14 protein-coding genes are annotated in these 15,954 nt (G+C 34.6%); 13 read left to right on the top strand and 1 reads right to left on the bottom strand.

The genetic code is table 11. From position 1 onward, the window contains the following. The first annotated feature begins 7 nt into the window (after positions 1 to 7). From JI750_RS16450 to JI750_RS16415, 8 genes are all read left to right on the top strand, one after another. A complete protein-coding gene (locus JI750_RS16450; protein WP_202004422.1) occupies positions 8 to 3,172 on the top strand; it encodes an efflux RND transporter permease subunit in 3,165 nt (1,054 codons plus the stop codon). 336 nt (positions 3,173 to 3,508) lie between these two features. Next, positions 3,509 to 4,927: a TolC family protein gene (locus JI750_RS16445; RefSeq protein WP_202004420.1), complete on the top strand. Its 1,419-nt coding sequence runs from the start codon at positions 3,509 to 3,511 to the stop codon at positions 4,925 to 4,927. Between the two features lie 330 nt (positions 4,928 to 5,257). After that, positions 5,258 to 5,713, top strand: coding sequence for a hypothetical protein (locus JI750_RS16440; protein WP_202004417.1), 456 nt, complete (start codon positions 5,258 to 5,260; stop codon positions 5,711 to 5,713). 259 nt (positions 5,714 to 5,972) lie between these two features. Next, entirely contained in the window at positions 5,973 to 6,578 is a 606-nt protein-coding gene (locus tag JI750_RS16435) for a Crp/Fnr family transcriptional regulator (RefSeq protein WP_202004414.1), read from the top strand. A gap of 70 nt (positions 6,579 to 6,648) precedes the next feature. Continuing rightward, on the top strand, positions 6,649 to 7,380 hold the full coding sequence (locus tag JI750_RS16430) for a GNAT family N-acetyltransferase (protein ID WP_202004411.1): 732 nt from the start codon (positions 6,649 to 6,651) through the stop codon (positions 7,378 to 7,380). A gap of 225 nt (positions 7,381 to 7,605) precedes the next feature. Further along, entirely contained in the window at positions 7,606 to 7,986 is a 381-nt protein-coding gene (locus tag JI750_RS16425) for a DoxX family protein (protein WP_202004408.1), read from the top strand. Between the two features lie 399 nt (positions 7,987 to 8,385). Continuing rightward, entirely contained in the window at positions 8,386 to 8,895 is a 510-nt protein-coding gene (locus tag JI750_RS16420) for a DinB family protein (protein WP_202004405.1), read from the top strand. A 24-nt stretch (positions 8,896 to 8,919) separates the two neighbouring features. Continuing rightward, complete coding sequence (locus JI750_RS16415) at positions 8,920 to 9,387, top strand: DUF1440 domain-containing protein (RefSeq protein WP_202004402.1); 468 nt, start codon at positions 8,920 to 8,922, stop codon at positions 9,385 to 9,387. A gap of 99 nt (positions 9,388 to 9,486) precedes the next feature. Here the strand turns inward: JI750_RS16415 and JI750_RS16410 are convergent, their stop codons facing one another. After that, positions 9,487 to 9,648: a DUF1328 family protein gene (locus tag JI750_RS16410; RefSeq protein ID WP_129747735.1), complete on the bottom strand. Its 162-nt coding sequence runs from the start codon at positions 9,646 to 9,648 to the stop codon at positions 9,487 to 9,489. Between the two features lie 269 nt (positions 9,649 to 9,917). Here JI750_RS16410 and JI750_RS16405 point away from each other — a divergent pair, with 269 nt between their 5' ends. From JI750_RS16405 to JI750_RS16385, 5 genes are all read left to right on the top strand, one after another. Next, positions 9,918 to 10,976, top strand: a complete 1,059-nt coding sequence (locus tag JI750_RS16405) for a glycoside hydrolase family 130 protein (protein WP_202004398.1) — start codon at positions 9,918 to 9,920, stop codon at positions 10,974 to 10,976. Next, positions 10,957 to 13,227: a glycosyltransferase gene (locus JI750_RS16400; RefSeq protein ID WP_202004395.1), complete on the top strand. Its 2,271-nt coding sequence runs from the start codon at positions 10,957 to 10,959 to the stop codon at positions 13,225 to 13,227. The genes JI750_RS16405 and JI750_RS16400 overlap by 20 nt, the downstream gene beginning before the upstream one ends. Before the next feature lie 264 nt (positions 13,228 to 13,491). Beyond that, positions 13,492 to 14,250 (top strand): MlaE family ABC transporter permease, encoded by a 759-nt coding sequence (locus tag JI750_RS16395; RefSeq protein ID WP_202004392.1) that lies wholly within the window; start codon positions 13,492 to 13,494, stop codon positions 14,248 to 14,250. Positions 14,251 to 14,254: 4 nt separating this feature from the next. Continuing rightward, positions 14,255 to 15,031 carry an ABC transporter ATP-binding protein gene (locus JI750_RS16390; RefSeq protein WP_439649351.1) on the top strand — a complete coding sequence of 259 codons (777 nt, stop codon included), beginning with the start codon at positions 14,255 to 14,257 and terminating at the stop codon, positions 15,029 to 15,031. Positions 15,032 to 15,053: 22 nt separating this feature from the next. Then, on the top strand, positions 15,054 to 15,893 hold the full coding sequence (locus JI750_RS16385) for an MlaD family protein (RefSeq protein WP_202004384.1): 840 nt from the start codon (positions 15,054 to 15,056) through the stop codon (positions 15,891 to 15,893). Positions 15,894 to 15,954 lie beyond the last annotated feature (61 nt).

The raw sequence follows: 15,954 nt of genomic DNA, 5'->3' as shown, positions 1-15,954 counted from the left end.
AAACACAATGTTCAAAATATTTATACAAAGACCTGTACTGGCAACCGTAATTTCCATTTTATTGGTGATTCTTGGGGTATTGGGTTTAACTAAACTGCCTTTACAACAGTTTCCTGATATTGCGCCTCCATCGGTTTTGGTAACGGCGGTATATCCGGGAGCCAACGCAGAAACGGTTTTGCGTTCTGTGGCACCTTCTATCGAAGAATCTATAAATGGTGTAGAAAACATGACTTACATGAGTTCTACAGCCAGTAACGACGGTACTTTAGCAATTACTGTTTTCTTTAAACTAGGAACAGATGCTGACCAAGCAGCGGTAAACGTACAAAATAGAGTTGCGCAAGCAACCAGCCAACTTCCTGCAGAGGTTGTACAGCAAGGTATTGTTACGGCGAAACAACAAAACAGTTTCATCATGGCGATTGGTATGTATACCGATGATGAAGCAAAATATGATCAGACATTTGTTGCCAACTATGCTCAAATTAATATTATTCCGGAGTTAAAACGTATTCCGGGTGTAGGTTCTGCCAGTATTTTTGGTGGTGTAAAAGATTACTCTATGCGCGTTTGGTTGAATCCAACTCAAATGTCAGCTTACAAAGTGACGCCAAGCGAAGTTATGGGCGCTATTCAAGACAAAAGTTTGGAAGCGGCTCCAGGGAAATTTGGAGAGCGAAGCAAAGAAGTTTTTGAATACGTTATTAAATACAAAGGGAAATTAACCAAACCAGAAGATTATGAAAATATTGCTATACGTTCTAATGCAGATGGCTCAGTACTTCGCTTAAAAGATGTAGCGAGAGTTGAACTTGGAGCTTACTCTTACAATAGTTTAACTCGTTTGAATGGTAAAAAAGGAATTGTAATTGGAGTTATTCAGTTAGCTGGATCTAACTCAAATGATATTCAGATTGCCATTAACAAAATGATGGAAAAAGCTTCTAAAGATTTTCCAAAAGGCATCAAACACAATATTTTCTATAGTACAAAAGTATCTCTAGACCAATCTATAGAACAAGTTGAGCATACGTTAATAGAAGCTTTTATTCTTGTATTTATTGTGGTATTTATCTTCTTGCAAGATTTTAGATCAACATTAATCCCGGCTATTGCTGTACCTGTAGCAATTTTAGGAACGTTCTTCTTCATGCAGTTATTCGGATTCTCGATCAACCTTTTAACACTTTTCGCATTAATTCTGGCGATTGGTATTGTGGTCGATGATGCCATTGTGGTAGTCGAAGCGGTGCATGCGAAAATGGAGCATAAACGTTTGTCTCCAAAAATCGCAACCCATGAAGCAATGCACGAAATAACGGGTGCTATTATCTCGATTACGCTGGTAATGGCTGCTGTATTCCTGCCGGTTGGTTTTATGGAAGGCTCAACAGGAGTTTTCTATCGTCAGTTTGCCTTTACAATGGCAATTGCAATTGTAATTTCGGCTGTAAATGCCTTAACATTGAGTCCAGCTCTTGCGGCATTATTCTTAAAAGATAATCACGGAGCACACGATCACAATGAACCATATCAGAAAAAAGGTTTTAAAGAGAAATTCTTCAGTGCTTTCAACAGCAGTTTTGAATCGCTTACAAATCGTTATGTGGGCGGACTTAAATTCTTAATCAGAAGAAAATGGTTGAGTTTAGGTGGATTAGCGTTAATTACTTTGGCAACTATAGTGATGGTAAAAACAACTCCTGCAGGGTTTATTCCAACAGAAGATCAAGGATTTATTGCAATTGCTGTAAATACGCCATCTGGAACATCATTAGACGGAACTCAAAAAGTAATGACTGAAGCTGAGAATACTTTAAAAGCATTAGACGCTTCAAGATTCGTTACAGCGATTTCAGGTTTCAACTTATTGACGAATTCAACAAGTCCATCTTCAGCTGTAATTTTCGTATTGCTTAAACCAAACGAAGAGCGTGGAGAAGTAAAAAATATTGACGAAATCATGAATCAGGTTAGAGGAAAACTAGGTGGAATTTCCGGAGGAAGTTTCTTCGTATTCAGTTTCCCAACTGTTCCAGGATTTAGTAACGTTGAGGCTTTAGATTTGGTTCTTCAGGATAAAACAGGAGGGAAACTGGATAAATTCAGCGGAATCTCTCAAAACTTTATCGGCGAATTAATGAAACGTCCAGAGATTGCAGTTGCTTTTACTTCTTTCAAAGCAGATTATCCACAATTGCAATTGGAAGTTAACGACGAAAAAGCAAATCAATTGGGTGTTAATGTTAAAGACATTTTACAAACGATGCAGGCTTACTTTGGTAGCGCACAGGCATCTGACTTTAACCGTTTTGGTAAATATTACCGAGTTGTTGTTCAGGCTGATATCGAAGATCGAGCAGATCCAACAGCAATTGACAGAGTTTTTGTAAAAAACAAAACAGGCGAAATGGTGCCTATAAATACTTTAGTAAAACTGACTCGTATTTATGGTTCTGAAACCGCTTCTAGATACAATTTATTTAATTCAATTTCTATTAATGCGATTCCGAAACCTGGATTTAGTTCCGGAGATGCTATTAAAGCAATTGAAGAAGTAGCAAAACAACAATTGCCTGCAGGTTACGGGTTTGAATTCTCGGGCCAAACTCGTGAGGAGATTTCGTCAGGAGGACAATCAGCAACTATATTTTTACTGTGTTTGATATTCGTTTATTTCCTACTTGCTGCACAGTACGAAAGTTACATTTTGCCTTTGGCAGTAATCTTGTCAATCCCTGCAGGTATTTTTGGAGTATTCGTTGCTATTGGTTTAACTGGAATTGAAAACAATATTTACGTACAAGTTGCGCTTGTCATGCTGATTGGACTTCTCGCTAAAAATGCCATCTTGATTGTGGAATTTGCGGCACAGCGAAGAAGATCAGGACAAGGTTTAATAGCAGCTTCAATTATGGCAGCAAAATTACGTTTGCGACCAATTATCATGACGTCTCTTGCTTTTGTGGTTGGTCTAATACCAATGATGAGTGCCAAAGGTCCATCAGCACAAGGTAACCACTCCATCAGTATCGGGGCAGCTGGAGGTATGCTTTCAGGAGTAATTCTAGGTTTGTTTATCATTCCTGTTTTATTCATCATCTTCCAGCATTTACAAGAAAAAGTGAGCGGGAAACCAATCGCTGTAATTCATAACGAAGAAAAATAATAAATGGAAAACTATATCACAATCATACTTGTCGCCATCATATTTGGCATCGGATATATATCGTACAGAATCTCAAGAGATCTTGAAACTAGAAAAGATACTTGTACAGAAATTTAACCCTTTGGGATGAAAAAATATTTTAACACATAGAGACATAGTCCCGATAGCTATCGGGATTGTCTCGAAAAAAGAGAATAAAAGAAACTAGTTTCCACACATAACAAATCTATGTGCATTTAAACTAGTGAAACGCCTCTTTAAAAAGCCTCAAAAAACTATGTTTCTATGTGTTTAAAAAACTACACCCAACGGATAAAAAATTTAATAAAAAGACTAATGAAAAATCATATAACCAAAATCGTGACCTTCGCCATTCTGATCACGACTTTAATATCCTGTAAAGTCTCAAAGGATATTGAAACTCCAAAAGATGCATTTCCTGAGAATTTCAGGAATGCATCGGTTTCGAGTGATACAACTAGTATTGCCGATGTGGAGTGGAAAAACTTCTTTACAGAGAAAGATATTATAAAATTAATTGACAGCGCCGTTGCAAGAAACAACGACCTTCAGATTGCCGAAAAGAACATCGAAATTGCACAATACCGTTTTACACAATCAAAATGGGGAAATGTGCCTCAGGTTAATTTATTTGTAAACGCAAGTACAAGCAATCCGTCAGACAATAGTTTTACGGGATTGAACTTAAATCAGGCAATTGGTGCTAAACATATTGACGACTATTCTGCTGGAGCTTCTCTTTCTTGGGAAGCTGATATTTGGGGAAAGATCAAAAACCAAAAGAAAGGGGCTTACGCAGGGTATCTTCAATCTGAAGAAGTAAAAAAAGCATTGCAGACCAATATTGTAGCTAATGTTTCAAGAGGATATTACAATCTTTTGATGCTAGACGCACAATTGGATATTGCCAGACAAAATCTTCGTTTAAACGATAGTACAACGACTATTATCAAATTAAAATACGATGCTGGTCAAGTAACTACTTTAGCAATTCAGCAATCTGAAGCACAGAAATTAAACTCAGCCCAATTGATTCCTTTATTAGAACAAAATATTGCAATTCAAGAAAATGTTTTAAGTGTTTTAACAGGTTCGTTTCCTGATTCAAAAGAAAGAACAGTGAAATTAAGCGCACTTGAAGTGAAACATAATACATCAATCGGAATTCCGTCTTCATTAGTAAGCAGAAGACCTGATGTAAAAAGCGCCGAATTGGCTCTTAAAGTTGCCAACGCAAATGTCGGTATCACGAAAGCGGATTTATACCCAGCTCTCAGAATTACGGCTCAAGGTGGCGTAAACTCTTTTGAAACCAGCAATTGGTTTAACATTCCAGCTTCATTATTCGGAACTGTTGCGGGTGGTTTAACACAGCCGCTTTTGAATAACAAAAGACTTAAAACGCAATATAATATCGCTTTAGCAGAAAGAGAAAAAGCAGTTTTAACTTTTAGACAATCTGTTTTGGTTGCCGTAAGTGAAGTTTCGGATGCTTTGGTAAAAGTTGAGAAACTACAGCAACAAGAAACTTTCTTGAAAGAAAAAGTAAAAACATTACAGCAGGCTATTAAAAATGCAAACCTTTTATTCAAAAATGGTTTAGCAGAATATCTTGAAGTTTTAACAGCGCAAGCAAATCTTTTGCAAAGCGAATTGGAACTTGCCGATATTAAAAGACAGCAGCTTACAGCCAACACAGATTTGTACCGCGCCCTAGGCGGAGGCTGGAAATAATACCCGTTACATTACCCGTTAATTATTTATTTTTTGAGATGAAAACGCTGTGGAACTTAGGTTTCATGGCGTTTTTTGTTTTTCTTAAATTTGCCACGAAGACACGAAGTTTTTTTATCTAGCTAAAGCGCTAAGTTTTTTGTCTCACGCAGATTTTATAAATTAAGCAGATTTATTCTCACTTCCTGTCCTTCTGAGCATCTCAAATTTCCAATGAAAATTCTCCTTCGTAGAAAAGACAAAATAAAACTTATTTTTCTTACTTTTGAACAAGAAAACTGAATGTTTATCAGCCTTTACGCCACAATAACAATTAACAAATTTAAACTAATGAAGAAAATAGCATGTTTAGCGCTTTTAGCTTTACTATTTACAAATTGCAAACAAAACAACTCTGAGAAAGAATCAGAATCAGCTAAAATTCCTGCTGATACTGTTACTGCAATCAAAGAAGAAAAAACTCCAGAGAAAGAAGAAGATTGCAAAGATATAGAAGTAGAAATGGGATCAGGAAGAGAATGTATTCTAAAAGATACAGATATTAATCAGGCTTACCTAGATATCATTAAAAATAAAGAAGTAGATGAATCAGAATATTATTTAACTACTCTTCCAACTGAAAAAAAATCTATTGAAGTAAACAAAGAAGGATTGATGTCTATTGATTATGAAATCAGTAAAGATAAAGTTGCTATTTCAATGAACTATGCAGGTGGCGTAACAGAAGTAACGCTTGAAAAAATAGATAATAATGTTAAACGAAGCATTTATCATTATGCTGATTAATATAAAGAGCTAATACTCTTTTGAGAACCGCTATAAAACTTTGAGTTTTGTAGCGGTTTTTTATTTATCCGCGAAGACACAAAGATTTTTTATCTTCTCACATTTATTCACATTTTAAATCCTCACGAGCGAAGTTTAAGAACACTCACCATAGCTATTAACTTTGTCTTATTGAGAAATGACAAACTTGAACTTAATTATTTACTTTTGATAAACAAAAACTTTCGTCTTAGTGCCCTCGTGGCAAATCCATAAAAAAATGACTTTCAACAAAGAAACATATCTCAACAATCTAAAATTATATTTCGAAAGTTACGCTCCTATCTCTGAACAGTCATGGAAATTGATTGAAGACTTGACAGATTTCCAGACAATCAAAAAAGGAGAAATATTACTCGAAAATGGAGAAATCTGCAAAAATCTTTATTTTATTGCAAAGGGAATTTTACGAACTTTTATTACAGACGAACAGGGAAATTTCTATAACAAAAACCTTTTTCTTGAAAACAAACTCGCATGCTCTAAAGTTTCATCAATGTTGCAAACTCCTTCCGACTTTACGATTGAAGCTTTAGAAGACTGTATTTTAATCCAACTTAATTACAAAAAATACATTCAGTTGATTACCGAAAATGATGATCTTAAAAACTTCTACATTGCATACTTGGAAAAAAACTGGATTATCGAAAAAGAACAGAGGGAAGTCGCGCTAGTAATGCAAAATGCAACCGAAAGATATCTTAATCTTCTTGAGACGCATCCAACAATCGCTGATCGTGTTCCGCTATTGCATATTGCTTCGCATCTCGGAATTACACCAACACAACTAAGCAGAATCAGAAAAAGTCTGGAAAAAGATTTGTAAATCAACATATGTAAAGGCTTTTCTAAGAGATCCAATTTATCTTTGCTTTATAATTAAACTCATCATAAAAATGGATCATATAAACCTCATCAAAAACAATATTGACAATCTTACCACTCTTTGGAAAACTGTTGCAACTCCTCTCCTTTCTTATCATAAAAATGATCCTTTTGAATTTTCTCAAATCAAAAACTCAGGCTGGCCAAATAGATTATGGTCTCGAGAAGATATTACCGAAGAAAATTTTCTGAAGATTCAAGAAACCATGGAGAAAAATCCAGGGTTGGTTATTCCGTATTGGGATATTTTTGGAAGTAATTCTAAAGAAATTTTCGAAAAGAATGGTTTTCATATCCGAATTCAGCTTGTAGCAATGGCTTTAAAACTTAGCGAAAAATTTCCGCTTCAAAACAATCTTACTTTCAAGAGAGTTTTAAATGAAGAAGATGCTAAAACCTGGTCTGATATTTATCCGCTGTCTTTTAGTTATATAATCAGCAAAGAAACTTTGGTTGCTAATTACGAAAATGCTAAGTTTTATTTAGTTCATTTTGAAGGCAAAGCGATTGGAACGCTTACTCTTTTTCAAACAGGAAACATCATGGGAATTCACGGTGTTGGCGTTATTCCTGAAATGCGAAAAAGAGGTTTCGCAGAAGAAATCATGAAATTTGCTATTAACGAAGCCATTGATGCCAATTGCGAATATGCACAACTGCAAGCTTCTGCTTTAGGAAAAGGCATTTATACCAGATTAGGTTTTGAGGATTTGTTTACGATTACGAATTACCAACTGGGTTAAATTCCAAATTTTAAAATCCAAATTCCAATTTCTCAGCAAATTAAATTTCTCGCAAAGACGCGAAGTCGCAAAGTTTTATTTTCAATCTAAAATCTACACTCTAAAATCTAAAATCAAGAAATGTCCCAAATGCCCCCAAAATAGTCATAAATAGGTATTTTATGAAAAAATAAGAATAGTACATTTGTAATACATTAACTAATAACTATTTAAAACAAATACCCAATGAAGACAACAAAAATTATTTTTTGGACTACTACTATTCTTATTTTTTTATTTGAAGGCGTTATGCCAGCTTTAACTTCTCAGACTGAACTAGCCAAAGAAGGAATCAAACATCTTGGCTATCCGGAATATTTCGGGAATGCATTAGTCGTATTTAAAATTCTTGGAGTTTTAGCCTTAATTATTCCTCAAGTTCCTGGACGAATCAAAGAATGGGCATACGCAGGATTTGCATTCGATTTTATTTTTGCCTCAATAAGTCATTTTGCTGTTGACGGAATTGGTTTTCAAGGTTTCTTCCCTCTAATCGTTTTTGCAGTTTTAATTGTATCGTATGTAACATATCACAGAATACAGCGTTATAAAAACATAGCGCTCTAAAAACCAAAACTTTATGATTGAAGTTTTTAAACAAATGTTCAAGAAGAATCTCAATGCTCGATAATCATTGAGAGACTTCTTGAGCATTATCCAAACAGTTCGATTAACTTCGATTTAGAAGATTGTGACAAAATTCTTCGTATTCATGCACCAGCTATTTCGAACACAAAAATTATCGACATTTTAAATTCGCATGGTTACTTCTGCGAAGCACTTCCTTAAAAATTAACACTATTCAAATGTCTGATTTATAATATTTTAATATTTTTTATCGTATATTTGAAAGAGTATCATTTCCCCTAATTCTATAAATTTAATTTCACAGAAAATGTACTGAGGTTAATTTAACCAATCGGTATGCATCAACTGTCGAATTTCTAATTTCTAAAATTAAAAAAAATGAAAAGCGCTATTCAAAATACCATACTGGAAACCTACAGTAAATTGTACGATTTAGTTTTTTCTTTTTCAAAAGAAGAAATCAATATTGTTCCTTTTGAGGGCAGCTGGACTGCGGGACAAACAACGCAACATATTATTCTAGCCTGCTCAGGTCTTACCATGCTGTTTGCAGGAAAAACCGAAAAAACTACTAGAGAACCTGACGAAAATGTAAAAGGACTCGACGCTATCTTTTTAGATTTTACTACAAAATACCAATCTCCCGAAAATATAAAACCTCCTGCTATTGAGTATGAAAAAGGCACTCTGCTGGCTTCGGTAAAGAAAATACAAAATGATTTGTTTGAAGCCGCAGAAACTTACGATTTGACACTGACGTGCATGGATGCTAAAGTACCTGGATTTGATTATTTCACAATATACGAATGGCTTCATTTTGCTATTGTCCATACACAAAGACATACATATCAGCTAAAATCGATTTACGAACATATTAAAAAACAATAGATCAATTTAACTCAAAACAATTTTATGAGATCAAAAGTTAGAACCATTGTTTCATCTGGTTTAGTTGCAGGGACATTAGACATTACTGCCGCTATTTTGATTTATGCAGGAATACTCCATAAAACAACAGCCGAAAAAATTTTACAGTCAATAGCAAGCGGTATTTTTAAAAAAGAGGCATATACAGCCGGAACAGAAATGACTTTTGTGGGTTTGGGACTTCATTTCTTAATTGCTTTTATTTTTGCTTGGTTTTATTTTAAGATTTTTCCCTATATCCCATTTTTTAAAATAAATACTTTACTCTCGGGAATCTCTTATGGTTTCTTTATTTGGATTGTAATGAACCTTGTGGTTCTGCCCATTGTGTTTCCGGTTTTGCCCGAAAAGAATTTAGATTTTGCGCTTTTACTTTCTATTCTAATTGTAATTTCCTGTGTAGGAATTCCGATAGCTTTTATAACGAGAAAGTACTATGCAAAATGGTACTAAAATAAGGTGCAAAGGAACAAAGGAACAAAGGTTCAGAGTTACAAAGGCTAAAAACTTTGAACCTTTGAACCTCTGAACCTTTGAACCTTAAAAAAGGAATTAAACTTTTCTTCGTCCTGTAATTAAAGAAATAATAAACAGTACTAAAAAGATGAAGAATAAAATTTTTGCAATGCTTGCGGCTCCGGCAGCGATACCGCCAAAACCAAAAATTCCGGCTATGATAGCCAAAATGATAAATATAACTGTCCAACGTAACATAATATTTGATTTTAAGTTCTTAATACGACTATTTTATAAGCCTTTTTGATTATTTCAAAGTTCTTTTATTCCTACAAATCTTGTTAACTCTATACGCTTAATTGTTATCCCAATAAAACTAAACTAAAGCCAGAGTACACGCCACTTTCATTATTATTTGCAAGCCTTACAGAATTACCATGTTTATGCTTTTAAGTTAATTTTTTGATTGATTGGATTAATTGTCGCTTCTATCTCAAAGTAATTTTAGATAAAATTTTACTGGGGTAATGAAAGAAGTTAAAAAACATGGTGTCATTTTAGAAAAAACAGATCGAACTTTTGAAGAATTAGGTGTTTTAAACCCTGCCATTTATCAAGACGGAAATACTGTTCACATGTTTTACAGAGCGGCCAAGAGAGGAAATTTTTCAACCATAGGTTATTGCCGTTTTGAAGGTCCGACTACTTTGGTTGAAAGAAGCACACAGCCGGTTTTTGTTCCTGATTATATTTATGAGATTCACGGTGTAGAAGACCCAAGAATTACAAAAATAGACGACAGGTTTTACATGACCTATGTTACTTATGATGGAATCAATGCCTGTGGCGCTTTGGCAGTTTCTAAAGATTTGAAAGTTTTTAAAAAGAAGGGAATTATAACGCCAAAATTCATTCTTAACGAATTTACAAATCTTATTCGAAAGCATTTACAAAATCCCAGCATAGCAAAGATTTTGGCTTTTAATACCGAAAGGAATTATCCGCTAACAGAAACTATTAAAGATAATCTGTTTGTTTGGGATAAAAATGTAGTTCTATTTCCGAAAAAATTCAATGGAAAATTCGTTGCCTTGCAACGCTTATTTCCTTCTATTCAGATTTTTTCGTTTGAAAAGAAATCAGAACTGACAGAAGATTTTTGGAAAGATTACTTAAAAAATCTTCCTGATCATATTGTAATGGAACCGAAATATGATCATGAAACAAGTCACATTGGTCCCGGAGCCCCGCCAATAGAAACAGCAGACGGCTGGCTTTTAATTTATCATGCTGCTGAAAGAAGAGAAAAAGGTTTGGTCTACCATGCTGCCGCTGTTTTATTGGATTTAGAAGATCCTTCAAAAGTTATCGCACAACTGCCAAAACCCATTATTACTCCTTCAGAATATTACGAAAGACATGGTTATGTCAATTATGTGGTTTTCCCAACAGGAACCGCCATTTTTGATGGCCAACTATATATTTATTATGGCGCTGCCGATGATAAGATTGCGGTGGCATCTTTGAACCTAAACGAGTTATTAACCGAGCTAAAAAAGAATCCTCATGAAAACAATATCAAATAAATCAAAAATCGTTTTTTTATCTACTTTTCCGCCAACGCAATGCGGCATAGCAACTTATACGCAAGATACCATCAAAGGAATTACAGATGTTTATGGTAAATCTATAAAATGCGAAATATGCGAACTGGTTACAGAGCCTATTAAAGAACCAACGCAAGCTTTTACCTTAAACACAAAAAATAGAGCAGAATATGCTAAAGTAGCAGAAGAAATCAATAACGATGAAGCTGTGAAATTAGTGCATATTCAGCATGAATTTGGTTTGTTTTCAGGAAATTATGGAGATCATCTTTTAGATTTTCTAAATGTTATTAAAGCACCTGTTACTTTTACTTTTCACAGCGTGATTCCGAATCCGAATGATGAATTGAGAACATTCGTAAGACTGCTTTTGAGCTACAGTAATTCGGTTTTTGTAATGACTAATAAATCTAAAGAAATTCTAATTAACGACTACGATATCAATGAAGAAATAATTACTTGCGTACCTCATGGAACTCACATTGTGATATATGAAACTCCTCAACAGGCAAAAGAAAAATTAAATATTCAAGACAGATTAGTTTTATCTACTTTCGGACTTTTAGGCGAAGGTAAAAATATAGAAACTGGTTTACAGGCTTTACCAAAAATAGTCAAAAAAGCGCCAAATGCCCTTTATCTAATTATCGGAAAAACACACCCGAATTTAATTAAAGATGGCGTTGATGCTTATAGAGATAAATTGGAAGGTTTGGTTAAAGAATTGAATCTTCAAGATAATGTTCGTTTTGTTAATCAATATTTAGATACAGAGGAACTTTTAGAATATCTAAAGGCAACGGACATTTACATGTTTACTTCAAAAGACCCGAATCAGGCTGTAAGTGGCACTTTTGCTTATGCGATGAGTTGCGCATGTCCGATTGTGGCATCTAAAATTCCGCATACCAAAGAAGTTTTAACTGCAGATTCTGGAATTCTGTGTGATATTGGAGATTCTGATCAATTTGCTACAGCGGCAATCAAATTGATTGAAGATGAAAATTTAAGACATGAAATGGGAATCAATTCATTTACTAAAATGAGAGCTTCGTCTTGGGAAAATGTCGGAATCACTCAAATGAATACTTATAAAAATTTGATTAAAAATCCGTCAGAAATCAAATACAGCTACCCTTCTATTCAGTTAAAACATATCAAAAAACTGACTACAGAATTAGGAATTATTCAGTTCAGTAAAATTTCTATTCCAGATTTAGATTCAGGATATACTTTAGATGATAACGCAAGAGCTTTAATAGCGTTCTGCATGCATTACAAACTGACTCAGGATAAAGATGATCTGGCTTATATTTTAATTTATTTAGATTTCATTCAGCGCTGTCAGAAACCAAAAGGAGATTTTATCAATTATGTCGACCAAGAAAACCGCGAACATATTGAACAAAATGCCGAAGTAAACTTGGAAGATTCAAATGCAAGAGCCATTTGGGCATTAGGAACGGTGGTTTCTATGTCTGATATTCTTCCAGAAGCCATTACTAAAAAAGCAACAAGATGTTTATTGAACACCTTAAAATGGGCAGAAAACATTCAGTCACCGCGTTCGATTGGTTTTGCTACTAAAGGATTGTATTTATACCATTCAACCATTCCGAATTTGTATGTTGCGGCAATCATCAATAAGCTAAATGCAAAATTACTTGCGAATTACGAAGACACTGCAACGGAAGATTGGCAATGGTTTGAAAATTATTTAACGTATGGAAACAGCATTTTGCCAGAATCAATGCTTTACGCTTATTTAATTACCAATAAACCAGTTTACAAAAAAGTAGCTTTGGACTCTTTAGATTTCTTGATTTCTAAAACATTTATAAAAGAAACTTTTAAAGCTATCTCAAACCAAAGTTGGCATCATAAAGGTTCTGAACCAAGCCAATATGGCGAACAACCTATAGATGTTACCTACACTATTCAGACTTTAAATGCATTTTATAACGCTTTTAAAACTTCAGAATACAAAAAGAAAATGAAAGCTGCATTTAACTGGTTTTTAGGCAAAAATCATTTGAATCAAATTATGTACAATCCTGTAAGCGGCGGCGGTTATGATGGACTTGAGAAAAATAATGTCAACCTAAATCAAGGTGCAGAATCTACCGTTTGCTATTTAACTGCAAGATTATTAATGGAAAAACTAGCCATATCACAATCACGTGTAATTCCTTTAATGAAATCTCGAAGCGGAATTGCTATAAATTTATAAGAAAAGAAATTGAAGCTAACCAAATACTTCACTTTTTAAACCCTGAAAATCCCTTTCTTAATGAAAGGGATTTTTTGTTTAGCGCCCTAACGTCAATTCGTTTTAATTATTGTGAGTTTATGAAAATTATATAAGGCTCAAAAAAAGTTCTGTAATATATTTTAACAAGTATTGGGTTAACTTTCCTATAGAATTTAATGAGTTGGCAAAACTGTTAAATAATTGATTTTCAAATTACATAATTCACATTAAAAACAAAACATTTTGATTCTCGCTATTAAAAATACATTCGCCGAAATTGGAGAAACCACCATATTCGCCAAAAGGTTTTTTAAGGAGGTTTTTATTCCACCTTATGAGACCAGAGAATTTCTGAAACAATGTTATGTTATCGGATATAAATCTCTACCACTAGTTGCTATTACTGGTTTTATTATGGGCTTGGTGCTTACGCTTCAATCACGTCCGACATTGGTAAAATTTGGAGCCGAATCTTGGTTGCCAGGAATGGTTGCGCTTTCACTGATAAGAGAAATTGCTCCTGTAATTACCGCATTAATTTGTGCCGGAAAAATATCTTCGGGAATCGGCGCCGAATTAGGATCAATGAAAGTTACCGAACAGATTGATGCCATGGAAGTCTCAGCCGTGAATCCGTATAACTATTTAGTTGTGACAAGAGTTTTAGCCTGTACTTTGATGGTTCCAATTTTAGTATTTTTTGCAGATGCCATCGGAATTATTGGCGGTTATGTGGGCATAAATATTCATGGCGATGTCAACTTCTACAGATTTTTAACCCAGATCGTTCAATCTTTAGAATATCTGGATCTGCTTCCAGCCACTCTCAAAACCTTCTTCTTCGGATTTTTTATTGGAATGATTGGCTGTTATAAAGGTTTTAATGCTTCTAACGGAACAGAAAGTGTGGGACAAGCTGCCAATTCTGCTGTTGTAACGGCGTCGTTGAGCATTTTTATTATAGATATGGTTGCTGTTCAAATAACCGATTTATTCTTTTAAGATGATGAAGGAAAAATTACATAAAGAACCCAAAACAAAAGAGAAAGATCAAACTCCGATTATCGAGATTAAAGATCTTCATAAAACTTTTGGTAAAGATAATGCCGTTTTAAAAGGCGTAAATCTCACTTTGAATAAAGGCGAAGATTTAGTGGTTTTAGGACGTTCAGGCTCTGGAAAATCGGTTACAATCAAATGCATTGTGGGATTGATAGAACCAGACAAAGGAGAAATTAAAGTTTTTGATCAAAACGTTCTTAACATTTCAAAAAGCGAGCTGAATGAAATTAGAGTCAGAATCGGTTTTTTGTTCCAAAGCGGAGCACTTTACGATTCGATGTCCGTTAGAGAAAATCTCGCTTTTACATTGACTAAACACAAACGTGATTTAAGCCGTGAAGAAGTTGAAAGCGAAGTAATGGAAGCTTTGGAAAATGTTGGTCTAGCCGATGCTGTAGACAAAATGCCTTCTGAACTTTCGGGCGGTATGAAAAAAAGAATTGGTCTGGCGCGAACTTTAATCTTAAAACCAGAAATCATTTTGTACGATGAGCCCACAACGGGTTTGGATACTATAACATCAAGAGAAATCAGCGAATTGATTTTGGACATTAAACACAAACAAAAAACCTCTTCGATCATTATCACCCACGATATGGCTTGTGCAAAAATGACGGCCGATCGAATTATAGTTTTAAAAGATGGGGTAATTCACGCCGAAGGAACATACGAAGAATTAGAAAAAGACGAAGACGAATGGGTACGCTCATTTTTTGAATAAAGCAAAATAAATATTAGAAATCATGGAAAAGCAATCTGGATATACTTGGAAATTAGGAATGTTTGTAACGATAGGTTTACTGCTTTTTATAATGGCCGTATATTTTATCGGAAAACAACAAAACCTTTTCGGATCTACCTTTCATATCACTTCTCAATTTAAAACAGTAAGCGGCTTAGAAGTCGGAAATAATGTTCGTTTCTCTGGAATTAACGTGGGAACGGTAGAACAAATTCAGTTAAAAAATGACTCAACAGTAGTAGTGGTTTTAGTAATGAAAGAAGAAGTTCGAAAATTCATTAAAACCGACGCCACAGCCAGTATTGGTTCAGATGGCTTAATGGGCGACAAAGTACTAACTATTTCGCCAGGCCAAAAATCCAAAAAAGAAATTGAAGACAACGGACAGATTGCGTCTGTTGACGGAATTGAGATGCAAGATATTATGAAAAGCGTGAAGAAAAGCGTTGATAATATTGGCGTGATCTCAGACGAAATAGCCATTTTCAGCCACAGCATGAACAACGGCAACGGAGCTTTGGCAAGACTAGTGAAAGATGATAAAATGGCCAACAGCGTTTCTAATACGCTTTCTAATCTAGAAACCGGAACAAAAGGTTTTAGCGAAAACATGGAAGCCGCAAAAAGCAATTTCCTCTTTAGAGGTTACTTCAAGAAAAAAGAGAAAGAAAAAAAGGAGAAACAAGAAGAAAGAAAAGAGAAACTAGAGGAGAAAAAAGAAAAGCAAGAAGAAGCTAAAAAAGAGCAACAGGAAAAAGTTGCAAAAGAAAAGGAACAAAAAGAGAAAGAAGAAAAGCAAAAACAGGAAGACGCTAAAAAAACAGAAGCAGAGAAAAAATAAAGAGATAATAAATTCCAATTCTCATTTTATGTCTTCCTGAGCGAAGTCGAAGGACAGGCAC

Origin of the sequence: Flavobacterium tagetis, assembly GCF_016735615.1 — a bacterium.
GTDB lineage: Bacteria > Bacteroidota > Bacteroidia > Flavobacteriales > Flavobacteriaceae > Flavobacterium > Flavobacterium tagetis.
The sequence above is the reverse complement of the archived record's forward strand: the minus strand, read 5'-3'. Positions and strand labels throughout refer to the sequence as shown.